At 34.3% G+C, this 13,676-nt stretch carries 17 protein-coding genes and 1 tRNA gene; 5 read left to right on the top strand and 13 right to left on the bottom strand.

The features are described from left to right. Positions 1 to 146: 146 nt before the first annotated feature. The 6 genes from E0W69_RS09220 to E0W69_RS09195 all read right to left on the bottom strand — a co-directional run bounded on the left by E0W69_RS09220 (position 147) and on the right by E0W69_RS09195 (position 1,653). Positions 147 to 273, bottom strand: a tRNA-OTHER gene (locus E0W69_RS09220). A 175-nt stretch (positions 274 to 448) separates the two neighbouring features. After that, positions 449 to 673, bottom strand: coding sequence for a hypothetical protein (locus tag E0W69_RS09215; protein ID WP_131329772.1), 225 nt, complete (start codon positions 671 to 673; stop codon positions 449 to 451). Next, positions 666 to 992 carry a hypothetical protein gene (locus E0W69_RS09210; RefSeq protein WP_131329771.1) on the bottom strand — a complete coding sequence of 109 codons (327 nt, stop codon included), beginning with the start codon at positions 990 to 992 and terminating at the stop codon, positions 666 to 668. Before E0W69_RS09210 ends, E0W69_RS09215 begins: the two co-directional genes overlap by 8 nt. Before the next feature lie 10 nt (positions 993 to 1,002). Then, positions 1,003 to 1,236 (bottom strand): hypothetical protein, encoded by a 234-nt coding sequence (locus E0W69_RS09205; protein WP_131329770.1) that lies wholly within the window; start codon positions 1,234 to 1,236, stop codon positions 1,003 to 1,005. A gap of 3 nt (positions 1,237 to 1,239) precedes the next feature. Further along, positions 1,240 to 1,437, bottom strand: a complete 198-nt coding sequence (locus E0W69_RS09200; RefSeq protein ID WP_131329769.1) for a hypothetical protein — start codon at positions 1,435 to 1,437, stop codon at positions 1,240 to 1,242. 3 nt (positions 1,438 to 1,440) lie between these two features. Next, positions 1,441 to 1,653, bottom strand: a complete 213-nt coding sequence (locus E0W69_RS09195) for a hypothetical protein (protein WP_131329768.1) — start codon at positions 1,651 to 1,653, stop codon at positions 1,441 to 1,443. A 105-nt stretch (positions 1,654 to 1,758) separates the two neighbouring features. On the opposite strand from E0W69_RS09195, the gene E0W69_RS09190 reads away from it, so the two are divergent. The 5 genes from E0W69_RS09190 (at position 1,759) to E0W69_RS09170 (ending at position 3,956) form a co-directional block, all read left to right on the top strand. Next, the gene (locus E0W69_RS09190; protein WP_131329767.1) at positions 1,759 to 2,145 is read left to right on the top strand and encodes a helix-turn-helix domain-containing protein; all 387 of its coding nucleotides are present in this window, start codon (positions 1,759 to 1,761) and stop codon (positions 2,143 to 2,145) included. 166 nt (positions 2,146 to 2,311) lie between these two features. Next, a complete protein-coding gene (locus E0W69_RS09185) occupies positions 2,312 to 2,548 on the top strand; it encodes a hypothetical protein (protein WP_131329766.1) in 237 nt (78 codons plus the stop codon). 30 nt (positions 2,549 to 2,578) lie between these two features. Then, a complete protein-coding gene (locus E0W69_RS09180) occupies positions 2,579 to 3,127 on the top strand; it encodes an SHOCT domain-containing protein (RefSeq protein ID WP_131329765.1) in 549 nt (182 codons plus the stop codon). Between the two features lie 9 nt (positions 3,128 to 3,136). Then, complete coding sequence (locus E0W69_RS09175; RefSeq protein ID WP_131329764.1) at positions 3,137 to 3,409, top strand: hypothetical protein; 273 nt, start codon at positions 3,137 to 3,139, stop codon at positions 3,407 to 3,409. Then, the gene (locus E0W69_RS09170; protein ID WP_131329763.1) at positions 3,402 to 3,956 is read left to right on the top strand and encodes a hypothetical protein; all 555 of its coding nucleotides are present in this window, start codon (positions 3,402 to 3,404) and stop codon (positions 3,954 to 3,956) included. The genes E0W69_RS09175 and E0W69_RS09170 overlap by 8 nt, the downstream gene beginning before the upstream one ends. 437 nt (positions 3,957 to 4,393) lie before the next feature. Here E0W69_RS09170 and uxuA read toward each other — a convergent pair whose 3' ends face one another. The 7 genes from uxuA to E0W69_RS09135 form a co-directional block, all read right to left on the bottom strand. Then, on the bottom strand, positions 4,394 to 5,566 hold the full coding sequence (gene uxuA / locus E0W69_RS09165; protein ID WP_225321463.1) for a mannonate dehydratase: 1,173 nt from the start codon (positions 5,564 to 5,566) through the stop codon (positions 4,394 to 4,396). A 343-nt stretch (positions 5,567 to 5,909) separates the two neighbouring features. Next, positions 5,910 to 7,370, bottom strand: coding sequence for an MFS transporter (locus tag E0W69_RS09160; protein WP_131329762.1), 1,461 nt, complete (start codon positions 7,368 to 7,370; stop codon positions 5,910 to 5,912). Between the two features lie 53 nt (positions 7,371 to 7,423). Continuing rightward, the gene (locus E0W69_RS09155) at positions 7,424 to 8,083 is read right to left on the bottom strand and encodes a beta/alpha barrel domain-containing protein (protein ID WP_131329761.1); all 660 of its coding nucleotides are present in this window, start codon (positions 8,081 to 8,083) and stop codon (positions 7,424 to 7,426) included. Between the two features lie 9 nt (positions 8,084 to 8,092). After that, positions 8,093 to 9,118: a sugar kinase gene (locus E0W69_RS09150; protein WP_131329760.1), complete on the bottom strand. Its 1,026-nt coding sequence runs from the start codon at positions 9,116 to 9,118 to the stop codon at positions 8,093 to 8,095. A gap of 17 nt (positions 9,119 to 9,135) precedes the next feature. After that, on the bottom strand, positions 9,136 to 10,545 hold the full coding sequence (uxaC, locus tag E0W69_RS09145) for a glucuronate isomerase (protein WP_131329759.1): 1,410 nt from the start codon (positions 10,543 to 10,545) through the stop codon (positions 9,136 to 9,138). Positions 10,546 to 10,575: 30 nt separating this feature from the next. Beyond that, positions 10,576 to 12,225, bottom strand: a complete 1,650-nt coding sequence (locus E0W69_RS09140) for a UxaA family hydrolase (RefSeq protein WP_131329758.1) — start codon at positions 12,223 to 12,225, stop codon at positions 10,576 to 10,578. Continuing rightward, positions 12,215 to 13,666 carry a tagaturonate reductase gene (locus tag E0W69_RS09135; RefSeq protein WP_131329757.1) on the bottom strand — a complete coding sequence of 484 codons (1,452 nt, stop codon included), beginning with the start codon at positions 13,664 to 13,666 and terminating at the stop codon, positions 12,215 to 12,217. Before E0W69_RS09135 ends, E0W69_RS09140 begins: the two co-directional genes overlap by 11 nt. Positions 13,667 to 13,676: the final 10 nt, after the last annotated feature.

Below are 13,676 nucleotides of genomic sequence, written 5' to 3'. Positions count from 1 at the left end.
TTTAAAATGGCCGTCAGTTCCCGCTGGCGGTTTTTTATTTTGAGAAATTGTTTACTTTAAAAAATGCTGTCTCTCCAGCAGTCACGAGCGCCCTCGTCAGCGTAAATTTGTAAATCACTGTTTGCGATATTCCTTGCTTAGTATTGTGATGAAGGAGGGATTCGAACCCACATGAATTGCGCACTTCTTTTTCTACTGGTTGCGACCAATAGGCGTCTGACCTAGAGTTTTAGTTGTCTTTACGACCTTACTACCTCATTCCGCCACTTCATCATTTGAAAGAACTTTTTAAAAATGTCCCTTGTGTAGAAACACTAGGACGTCAACCCTAAACCCTTAAAAAACTAGTATTCGCATCCTTCGTGCGAGCACTGACTTCTATGTTCCTGTTGATCTGGTTTCAATAATGGAAGCATTAAAGACCAGAGGATCATTTTGATTAATGTTTTTACCATATCCCAACTTTTTTAGGATGATTATATTTAGTATAGATCTTCGCAATTTTTACATTCAACTTCAAGCATTTAAGACGACTCCAGTACATTCTTTTCGCCATAGTCATACTTGTAATTGATTGAAGTCTTAACTCGATTTGTGGCAATTGGTATAGAAAACTTGTATTGATATCGCGTTCCAATTCCTTGATTGCTTTTTTGATTTGTTTCTTATGCATGCAACTCAATTAAATTTCCAACACTATTAACAATCATTTTACTAGGACTCATTGCCATTGCCAAATCAACTGCAGATGTTTGCGCCATATCAATGGCAGAAAACAATACATCATTATGCAACTGGCACATTTGCTCGTCAGACAATTCCAATTCTGTAGTATCAATAGTATTTACATAACCGATTGATAATTCTGGAAAATCCATATTGCATTTTAGTGTTGCAATAACTGGCACGTATGCTTTATAGTTTCTATGTCCGACTATAGCTGCATCAACATTGTGATCATACTTGTATTGAAAAATGATTAGTGATTCCATATTGTAGAGTTTAATTGTTTGTGCCTTTTTGAAGTTTCTTTTTGAAAGCTGATTGTCTTTTTGCCAAAGCGTTTGATACTACTTCATCTCGTTTTCCCTTGGAAGGGCGGGGGTAAAGACCCCCGATTTCTTCTATTAATAAACCAGCTTTTTCCTTGAATGAATTAGCCATTGCTAAATGGTCCTCCATTCCTTTTAAATATGTTTGAAGCTTTTTCGCTTGGGTTGTAGTAATAGTAATCATGACTTACGCTTTTGGTTGAGTTTGTAAATGGATGATTTGAACTAAGAAGCTGTGAATACTAGAGTTAATCTTTTTCACGTCTCTTTTTATCACTGGACTTTTTAACTCTGGATCAATAGATAGAATCTTGGTTTTCAAATCTTTCAAAATGCCAATTCTGATTTCTATTAATTCAATCTGATTAAATGATAATGTAGACATGGCTTAAGCTTTTACTTGTTCAGGTTCGAAAATCTCTTCTTGGGTAAGTCCTTTAGATTTATAAAACTCTACACATTGAAAGAGCGTTAAACGGTCAGAATCTCTTCTAGCAAGTAATCTTAGTGAAGCTTGTTGAATCTTTAAAATTCCAGCTAACTCGAGACTGAAATTGTTATTAGACAATATCAAATCTTTTATTTTTTTGCTTACTTTCATTTTGTAACTACATTTGTATTTCTAAATTGATATCACAAATTTAAAGAACTTTGTCTGTAAATACAAGAAAAATAAAGAACTTTTTCTTTAAAATATTTTATTATAATGAATATCAAAGAGTTACGAAAGGAAAGGAATCTGTCTCAGCAGGATCTTGCAGATGCAACAGGTATTTCTAAGGCGAAAATTGAAAAATGGGAGGTAGGAAAAGGAGCCCCTAAAGTAGAAGATTATATAACATTACAGAACTTTTTCGGTATAAATAATTCGGATTCTAATGAAGCAGATTTAGAATTAAATAAAGATGAATTGAATAAAGAATCTCAGTTAGCAAGTATAGCTTCAAACATTAAAATGGATTATATGGTTGCTTTGTTAGCTGAGATTCAAGAAAAACTCGATCCTACAAAAGCTGCATCAGTTATTGTTTCAAAAGTTCAAAAGCTCTCACAATTAGATTTTGAGAATAAATTGAATAGGATGAAAGCTTAATGTTTTTAAGTGTTCGTTTTTTGTGTTTCTTCTTTTTCATACTGGTTTATTTAAGCGGCTTTATGGGGTTTACAACTCAAATTTAAAAATACTAAAATCTTTAGCAAAATAATTTATCCGATTGTGGATAAATATCAACCTTAACATTAAACTCTTATACATGACAATGCCTGGAGGTTCTGAAATCTTAATGCTATTAATTGCATTCTGCTTATTACTTGTTGTTCTTTATTTTATTATCAAAAAAGCTGTATTTGCAGCATTAGAAAAGCGTTTAAATATAGATTCTAGTTCAAATGACGATATCATTGTGATGCAAACGAAGCTACTTATGGAAATTGCTAAAAAGCATGGAGTAGAACAAGAAAAGATTAATGAAATATTTGGAATAAGTAGGAATTAATTATTGCAAAACATCAACAACTCTTAAAAAATGAAAACAAAATTAATTGCTGTGCTTTTTGCAGCTATGCCATTTGTAGTTTTTTCTCAGACTTTTGAAAATGATACTCTAACTAGTTCCACAGGATTTAAAGTATATAAAGGATTAGAATTGAAGCTTGGTCATGGTTCCCAACCTAATGGAATGTTTAGTTATATCCAATGGAATCAATCAAGTTTTTTATCTGTAATGTCAGCAACTTCAGATCAAACCTATAACAGGAATCAATCTGAACTTAATAAAAATGCAAGTGGTTCTATTGCAATTGTAAAGAAAATAGTAAAACGGCAATCAATATATAAACCAATCGTTTCGATTAAAGGACGTGGCACATCTTGGGAAATCGATTTAGAAAGTGCCATTGAAAGTGGTGAAGTAGTCGTTCCTGATGAATATAAACCTAAAAAGGTATTGAATGTAAAAGTTGAGGGCGCAACAGATCTTGCAGACCAATTGAAAAAATTAAAAGATTTGAAAGATCAAGGTATTCTGTCTGAGGATGAATTTAATAAAGCAAAGGCTAAATTGCTTAATCAATAAACTTAATTTATGTACATATCAATAACTACCATAGTTTTAATAGCCATTATTTTAATTTTAATTGGAGTAGTTGCTGTATTACTATTGAAGCCTAAAAAGACTCAAATAATAGAAAAAGAAACGAAGGTGATTGTTGAGCCAACGGATATTCATATTGTTGACAATCCAAAACCATTAAATGTTATTTCAAATACGATAACTACAAAAAAAATCATTGCTAAATCATCATCCAAGCCTATTTCAAATATTTCATTCAATCAAAAACGATTAGGAAATGATTAATCAAAGTAGACTAAATAAATTGGATGATAATCTAGTGATGCACTATGTAGATGACTTTACTGGTATTAAAACTGTACGCGTTATAAATATTGCAGGCTCTAATGGAAATGTATTTCGAATGATCTCTAATGAGGATAATCAAGAGAATGTTTGCGAATTCACTTTTACATTCTTATTTGAGAATAAATCATTATTCATGTTATTCAAAAGGACTAAAGGTACATTTAGGCTAATGCCTTATGAAAATATCTATTTTCTTTTCGATAACAACACCTCGTTACGAATAGATTATCCTCAAGAAGCAAGTCTGCAATCAGATGTAACATGGATAAATAGGGTAGAGCTTTCACCTGAAATATTTAACCTATTTGCAAATCATAATCTAATAAAATGGAAATGGATTGATGAACAAATTGATCATTTTGCAGTCGGAGACTTGACAAATTTTGATAAAGAGATATATCAAAATAAGGAAGAATTACAGTACTCAATTAGAGCAGTTTCTTTAGATATATCAAGGAATATTGGACAAATTGGAAGGATATAAATAGCCGTTAACACAGCCGTTAACAGCATCAAAAAAAGTTCTTATATATATTTATTTCTATATTAATAAACGGCTGATAATTAATAGATAAGATTACTATTAATAACCTCGTAGAAGCTCATAAGATTCTCTTAATCAGTGGGTCTGGAGTTCGAGCCTCCACGGGGACACTTGAAAAAAAGCAGTTATGTATTTGCATACATAGCTGCTTTTTTGATTTACACATAATTTGATACACAAGCAATTTTAACATTTAAAATTCCATTTTATGGTATGTTGAAAGTGATTATTTTTAGATAGATCTAATTTGTTTAGAGATGCCTGCATTCTGGAAAAAATTATAAATTAAAGCGTCAGCTTTTTCATAATGACTATTTAAGTTATACATGGACTGGAATAATTTCGCTTTTAACTAATAATACTCAATTAAGTAACCATTATATATTATCTTTTTTCCAATTATTCGAAATGCCGTATTCTAAACCTCTTAATTCTGCTAGACCGCGTAAGCGTCCTATTGCACTATAACCAGGATTAATTTTCTTTTTAAGATCATCAAGCATTTGGTGTCCATGGTCAGGACGCATAGGAATACTTCTCTGCTGTTTTTGCATGATATGAAAAACTCTTTCTACAATATCATACATATTAATATTACCCTCTAAATGGTTCGACTCTGTGAAGTTATTATATTGAGAGGATCGAATATTTCTTAAATGAAGAAAATTAATTCTATTAGCAAACTGTTCAATCATTTTCCCTATATTGTTGTCTAACCTTACTCCTAATGATCCTGTACACAAGCATATGCCATTACTTTTATTTGGTACGGAATCAAATAATACTTGTATTTGTGTGGCTGTGCTTACGATACGAGGTAGTCCAAAGATCGGATATGGAGGATCGTCAGGGTGTAAGGCTAATAAAAGGTTTAAATCATCGCATAGTGGAGTTATTGCATTTAGGAAATGAATTAAATGTTTCTGTAGTTTTTGGATATCAATATTTTGATAATTATCCAATGCTTTTTGGAATTCTTTAAGAGTAAAGCTTTCTTCGCTTCCAGGAAGTCCTGCAATAATATTATTTTGAAGTTGTAGTTTTTGTTCGTCACTATAGGTATCGAAAATATTCTGGCCTCTTATTATCTCGTCTTCTGTGTAATCATTCCCTGCATTTGGTCGTTTGAGTATGAACATATCAAATGCAACAATTTCTGCAGTATCAAAATGAAGCGCTTTGCTACCGTCTTCAAACGAGTAAGATAGGTTTGTTCGAGTCCAGTCTAATATCGGCATGAAATTATATGTAATAACTTTAATGCCAGCATGGGCTAAATTTTGCAATGATATTTTGTAATTATCAATATAGATTTGAAAACCTTCCGTTTGGGTTTTAATTGCTTCATGTACTGGTAGACTTTCCACTACGTTCCATTCAAGTCCTTCATTTTCAATGATTTTTTTTCTTTTTTGAATTTCATCCAACGTCCATATTTCTCCATTGGGGATATGGTGCAGTGCTGAAACTACCCCTTGACAACCAGCTTGTCGTATATCTGATAGGCTTACTGGATCATTTGGTCCATACCACCGCATTGTCTGGTTCATTAAATAAATCATTTTTATTAATTTTTATTTACACACCACTATAAGCTATTAATCCTCCATCAACTATAAAAGACCTACCCATTTACAAATAAAGAAGTGATAGTCGTTTTGCAATACTATAGAATAATACTCTTGTTAATACTTTATAAGTTAATATGTAAAAAATATAGACTATAATATCTTTAGTGCATTTTGGTAATTCTTTCCAAAAAATTGAATGGGAAGCATAGTGCAATAAAGGTTTAATTTTTTGCCAACTAAGAACGCGGAGTGCGTTTTTATAATTGTCATAGTTTAGTGTTATAGCATTTATAAATAAATCTTATAGAAGTTTACCTTTCTTCTATAAATAAATGAGCCGCATTTTTGGAACCAAGCATTTCATAATAGACCATCCAATCAGATAGGATACTGCACAAATAGCAAATATGATGAAATATCCTGCTTCGATACCCTTGAAGCCCAAAAATTCCATCTGGTTTTTTTCTGCGTAATCAAACAATTGACCAGAGCCTTTATTTATAATGAATGATCCTAAACCTCCAGCCATGCCTCCAATTCCAGTAATTGTGCCAATGGCTGATTTGGGAAACATATCTCCAATAGTGGAAAATATATTGGCGGACCACGCTTGATGTGCGGCTCCTGCAATGCCGATTATGATCACAGGTAACCACACAGAATATTTACCTAAGGGCTGTGCTAATAATGTTAACAATGGAAAGAAAGCAAATATTAACATGGCTTTCATTCTTCCTGTATAAGGATCCATTTTCTTTTTTTCTACAAAGAACGTAGGTAACCATCCTCCGATTATGGACAATAACGTGATTAAATACAATGTGAAAATCTGAGGTGCACTATGGGTTGAATCTAAATGATAAACAGAACTCAAATAGGCTGGTGTCCAAAATAGGAAGAACCACCACACACCATCTGTCATGAATTTTCCAATTGCAAACGCCCAAGTTTGTTTATGTTTAAATGCTTGACTAAAGGATATTTTCTTTTTGGTTATTTCTTTTGTGAAGACATCTGAAATGCTTATTTCATTCTCATCTTGCTGTATGTATAGTAATTCAGCCTTATTGACTTTTGGATGATAATTTGGTTTGTTATATAGAATAATCCAGAAGAAAAGCCATATAAAGCCCAATGCTCCAATGATAATGAATGACATTTCCCAGCCCCAGGCTTTGGCAATAAATGGAATACTTAGTGGCGCGGCTAATGCACCTACAGTGGCCCCTGCATTGAAAATACTAGTAGCAAACGCTCTATCTTTTTTAGGGAAATACTCTGCTGTAGCCTTGATCGCAGCGGGAAAATTCCCAGCTTCTCCAATCGCTAAGACGATTCTGGCAAAAATAAAAAGGATTACACTGACGGAAATAACCCTAGAAATATTTTGTATACCAGAGATAACTTCTCTGGCTTTTTCAAAACTAACCAGCCATTTTCCACCAATTATTCCAGATGTAGCTATGCCACAGAATGCGTGTAGAATGGCCCCAATTGACCATATGGAAATAGCGCAAATAAAACCTTTTTTAGTGTCGAGTTTGTCTACAAATTTGCCTGCTAGTAGCATTGATATGGCATACACGATGGAGAATATGGCGGTAATCGTTCCATAGTCATTGTTATTCCAGTGAAATTCAGGAACGATAAAGTCCTTCCATGTCAATGAAAGAACCTGTCTATCCAGATAGTTGATCGTTGTGGCAAAAAACAATAAAGTACATATTGTCCAACGATAGCCTGATTTTTTTGTATCTATTACGTTAGAGTTTGATTCATTCATGGCAATTATTTTTTAATAGACAAAAAACATTTTTGGAAGCAGTCGGTCGGTTGCTATGGCCTTGTTTTTGAGAGTATATTGAATGTAAGTCTGGTCATTGTTGCTAGTTCCTCGTAATTTTTGTTTTCCAGTATATCTTTACTGATAAGTTTGCTACCCATGCCAACTGCACAGACTCCAGATTGAAACCATGTTTTGATATTTGTTTCGTCTATAGAAACGCCACCTGTAGGCATGAATAGCTGTCCAGGAAATAGTTCTTTAATAGAAGAAATAAATTCTGGCCCCAAAATATTTGCTGGAAAGATCTTGATCAATTTTGCTTGATAGTTTTGTGCTTCATTGATTTCCGATGGTGTCATGCAGCCTGGGATCCAAGGTACATTGTTGTTAGCGGCAATAGTTGCGACAACAGGATTTATGATTGGAGCAACTATAAAATCTGCGCCGGCTTCAATATAGCTTTCTGCTTCTGATCTGACTTTTATAGTTCCTATGCCTAAGTAAAGATCTTTCATCTCTTGGTCACGAACTTCTTTCAGTTTTTTAAAATTGGATAACGCTGATCTGCCTCGATTTGTGTATTCAATAATCCTGACACCTTCTTTGTATAAGGTTCTTACGATATCTATACTTATTTCTTCATTATCATGGTAGAACAAAGGAAGCATTCCTTGTTTAATAATGGCATTTACAATAATATCTCCATTCATTTTTAGTAATTATTTATTTAATATTTTTGATTTTATTTGTGCAACGGTTGATGTTGTAGCGTCTCCCGAAATGTCTAATTTATCCACAGCCGCGGCTGTTGCAAAGGCAAGTATGTCATCTTCGGATAAATTATTATAGTAACCATAGATCAGTCCTGCCATAAAGCAGTCTCCACTTCCCACTCTGTTATAGACTTCTTCTTTTTCCCAATTAGCAGAAACTTTCAATTCGTTCTTGGAGTATAGCGAACTATAATAATGGATTCCATCCTTATTGTCAAAACGAAAAGTATTGGCGATAATCGTACATTTCTGAAAGGTATCTATGATTTCTTTTGATGTATATGCGGATTGCTGAAGTAACTGCTCTTGGGTATAAATATTTTTATTGGAAAAAATATCGTCCAATCTAGTGCCTAACATTTGATTTGCCGCCCAGATATTTCCCATGATTAAATTGCAATATTCAGCGAGTTTCGGCATTACTTCTTTAGGATCTTTTCCATATTTCCATAGTTTGGAACGATAGTTTAGATCCAACGAGATAAAAATGTCTTTTTGTGACGCAAATTTTACCGCTTCCAAACAGATATCCGCTACATTCTGATTTAATGCTGGACATATGGCACTGAAATGAAACCAACTGACATCTTCAAAAATCTTTTCCCAATCGATCCTATTTCTTTGCATGTTCGCATAGGAAGAATTAGCTCTGTCGTATATAACTCCAGAATTTTTCAGATCTTTGCCTTTTGCCAAATAATAAATACCAAGACGCTCACCATCCAAAATCATTCTTGAAGTGTCGATTTTCTTTTTTTTCAGATCTTTAATTATCTGATGGCTCATTTCGTTGTCTGGGATGACAGAAAGATAAGCTGAGGGTATATCCCATAAGGCCAATGCTGTAGCTACATTAAGTTCAGCTCCGCCAAGGTAAAAGGGAAGCGTATTACTCTCCAACCATTCGCCTTCAGCATCAAGACCGATTCTTAGCAGCAGTTCGCCAAAACTGAGTACTTTGTTTTTTTTCATATGAATAGAATCGTATTTTAGGAACTAAAATTAAAGTAATTTTTAGCATTATAGTAACTAATATCTTGAACTATTTTGCCAATCCATTCTATATCATTGGGAAGTTCTCCATTTTCTACATCTTCTCCGAATAGATTACAGATCAATCGTCTGAAATACTCGTGTCTGGGAAAAGAAAGAAAACTGCGTGAGTCTGTTAACATCCCCACCATACGACTAAGCAATCCCATATTGGATAATGCATTGATCTGCTTAGTCATGCCATCTTTTTGGTCCAAAAACCACCACGCTGAGCCAAATTGTACCTTTCCTGCCACCGAACCATCATTGAAATTGCCCACCATTGTGGCAATGATTTCGTTATCTGCTGGGTTGAGATTATAAATAATGGTTTTGGCTAATTTATCTTCAGAATCTAATTTGTTGAGGAATTTGGACAATGCTTGCGCTTGAGAATAATCACCAATAGAATCCCAGCCTGTATCAGGTCCTAATTGCTTCAACATTCTCGTATTGTTGTTGCGTAAAGCTCCTAAGTGATATTGTTGTACCCAGCCTTTTTCGTGGTCCCACTGTGCAAACCAAATCAACATGGCAGATTTGAATATTTTACTTTCCTTTGCTTCTATAGATGCTCCTTTTCTAATTTTTTGGAAAATAGCAGCCACTTGTTCGAATGTGAAATCTTCTGCGTCGATACTATTCAAACCATGATCCGAAACTTTACAACCATTTTCTGCAAAATAATCATGACGTGATTTTAATGCATCTAAATATGTTTGTAAGTCAGAGATTTCCTTATTTACTACAGTTGCTAATTTGTCAATATAACTATTGAAAACAGTGATATTGTCACTGTCCATTGCTTTGTCTGGGCGAAAAGCAGGAAGCATTTTGAAACCTACGCTAGGACTAGATTTGAACTGTTGATGATATTCCAAATTATCAATAGGATCATCCGTTGTACAAATAACTTCGACATTCATTTTATTCAAAAGTCCATGCACAGCATACTCAGGCGTTTGTAGTTTGGCCAAACTTTCATCATAAATGGATTTTGCTGTTTTTTTAGAAAGTAAATCCGTAATGCCAAAATAACGTTGCAATTCCAAATGCGTCCAATGATACAAAGGATTTCTTAATGTGTAAGGAACTGTTTCTGCCCACTTTTCAAATTTTTCGAAATCCGTTGTATTCCCTGTGATAAATTTTTCGGATACGCCATTTGTACGCATCGCCCTCCATTTATAATGATCGCCATATAGCCAAACTTGTGTAATGTTGTCAAACTGTTTATTGTTTGCAACTTGATCGGGTATTAAGTGATTATGATAGTCTATAATTGGTAGTGACTTTGCATAGTCATGGTATAGTTTTTCTGCTGTTTTATTTTGCAATAAAAAATTGTCGTCTAAAAATGCTTTCATATTTTAATCAATCTTTGAATTTCTAATTTATTATAAACTAACGCCTCTTTTCCATGGAATGAAATCGTCTTGGTTGAGCAACACAGCTTTAGGAATTACTTCTCCACTCGCTGCTTTGATACAATATTCCAATATGTCTTCTCCCATTTGTTCTATAGTCTTGTCGCCATCGATGACTGATCCTGTATTGATGTCAATGATGTCCGACATGCGTTGTGCCAATGCATTATTAGTAGAAACTTTTATAACTGGGCAAATAGGATTTCCAGTAGGTGTACCTAATCCGGTTGTGAATAGAATTAAAGTGGCTCCGCTTGCTGTTTTTCCTGTAGTTGCTTCAACATCATTTCCAGGTGTGCAAACTAAGTTGAGTCCTGGTTTAGTAGCTGGTTCTGTATAGTCCAATACATCAACAACCGGAGACGTTCCACCTTTTTTGGCCGCGCCAGTACTTTTAATCGCATCTGTTATCAGGCCGTCTTTTATATTACCTGGAGAAGGATTCATGTAAAAACCCGAACCTACATTTTCCGCTGCTTTATTATAGGTGCGCATCAAATGGATAAATTTTTCAGCTGAATCTTTATTGACTGTGCGATCGATTAGATTTTGTTCGGCACCACACAGTTCCGGAAATTCTGCAAGCAAAATTTTTCCACCGAGTGCAGTTACAAGATCAGAAGTATAACCAACAGACGGATTCGCAGAAATGCCACTGAAACCATCACTTCCTCCGCATTTTACCCCAATAACCAATTTATCCAAACTTGCAGGTTGACGTTCCATTTTATTGATTTCTATTAAACCTTCGAATGTTTTAAGGATGGCTTCTTTGATCAATTCTTCTTCGCTTTTGGCAGTTTGTTGTTCGAATATATAAAGTGGTTTGTTGAAATTTGGATTGCGCTCTGTAAGATATTGTTTAAAATCGGCCACTTGTAAATTTTGACAACCCAAACTCAAAACGGTGATTCCCGCAACATTTGGATGATCGGCGTAAGCCGCCAATAATTTACCCAAAGTACCCGCATCTTGGCGCGTACCGCCACATCCACCTTGATGGTTCAAAAATTTGATGCCATCAACATTCTTAAATAAACGTTGGTTTTTGCGTTCAATAGTAGGAGATAGGTCAATATTTTCAATGGCTGATAAGGACTCGTGTTCGTTATAAGCCTTAACCAATTGATGCGTAAAGGATTTGTATTTTTCCGTTACAGCATAGCCCAATTCGTTGTACAACGCTTCTTTGATGATATCCAAATTGCGATTTTCACAGAAAACAGTCGGTACAAAAAGCCAATAGTTTGCTGTCCCTACACGACCATCTTCACGTATATAACCGTTGAAAGTGCGGTCTTTATATTTAGAAACATCTGGTGGCGTCCAATGATAATGTGATGCTCTATAGTGAAAAGGTTCTGCTGCGTGTTTGGTATTGTCTGTATTCATTCTGGCGCCTTTCGGCACAAAATATTGGGTTTTTCCAACCAAAACACCATACATAAATATCTCGTCACCTGCTTGCATGTCCTGCATGAAAAACTTATGCTTTGGAGGAATTTCTTCTTGAATGAGATAAGACTCCCCATTGAAAAGAATCTCTTCTCCAATTTTCAAATCTTGCAATGCAACCAATACATTATCTTTTGGCGCAATCTGTAAAACCTTATTTTTCATCGCTAATATTTGTGTTTTTCAAAATCGCGGACATGTATTGTATCGCGTTTTTTTGTAAATTTTTGTCAAGGTAAAACGCTAATTTTTCTTCCAAACCATCATAAATTGTTAAATCCTGACCCCAGAAAGAAGTTTCTTTTAAAATCGCATTTATCGGATTAGAGGAAGATTTCCATAGTTCCCGAATGGTATTTTGCGACTTATCTGAAATATCTATATCTGACGACAAAAGTTGTAAATATGCAGCGAGTCCCAAAGAAAAAAATTGCGGAATCGATTGATATTTGTTATACCATTTATCCAAAATAGGAATGCACCTTAGTTTGAATTTTTCTGTATAATTCGTGGCAATGGATAACCATTTATGTTCCAAAAAAGGATTGCTAAAACGATCAAGGATACTATTGCTAAAATTTGTAATATCATTTTCAGAAATGGTGTCTGATTGAATAGCTGGTCCTATTTCTTCTAATAATAGAGTTTTTACTAATTGGTAAAATGTCTCATTTTGCATCGATTGTTTCACTGTTTCAAATCCTGATAATATGGAAAGAGCACAGGTCAAGGTGTGAGAGCCATTCAGTAAACGCAGTTTGATCTCCTTGAATTTCTCAATAGAAGGTGTGATGACAATACCTTTGTCAATCGTTGCGAATTCCAATATTTGTTTTACTTCTTCTTCCTTACTTTCGATTGCCCATAGTCCGAATGGCTCAGCCATAATCATCAATTTATCGTCATAAGACAGATTTTCGTTGTTATATGCGCCTGGCACAATTCGGTCAACAAGCGTATTGCAAAAATGATTTCTAGTTATAATCCAGTCAACGAACTCTGAACCTAAATTATTTTTCTTAGCCAAATTGACAACTATTTTTTTTAGTGTTTCACCATTGTTGGAAATTAATTCTGTCGGTAGAATCACAAAACCATTTTCGGGGGAAACTTCAAAACGTTTGTATAGAATTGCCAATATTTTACCTGGAAAACTAGCAGGAGGTGCATCCATTATTTTATCGTCACTATCGACAATACCCACCTCTGTCGTATTGGAAATAATAATTCGTAAATCCTTATTCGAAGCTGTTTCCAGTATCTTGTTCCATTCAGTATTGGCGTTGATAACACGACTAATACTATTGTTTATGATATCTTCCTCAACTAAAGTTCCATCGACGGTGCCTCGTACGCAAACACTATACAAACTATCTTGTTCGGAAAAAGCATCGGCTCCTCCAGAATTCGTAGATTTCACTACTACTATTCTACCTTTAAAAAATCCAGATTGATTTGCCTTATTTATATAGTAATCAGGCAATCCTCTCAATAGTACACCTGTTCCAAACTGTAAAACCTTTTCAGGATATTGGAAAGATTCTTTAGTGGGAAGAATTACATGTGCATTCTTCAAAGAATCAATATTTTCTATATTTAATTGCATATTAATCTTT

It is taken from the genome of Rhizosphaericola mali, assembly GCF_004337365.2.
Lineage (GTDB): Bacteria > Bacteroidota > Bacteroidia > Chitinophagales > Chitinophagaceae > Rhizosphaericola > Rhizosphaericola mali.
Note: the sequence above shows the minus strand (reverse complement) of the source record. Positions and strands in the feature narration are given on the sequence as shown.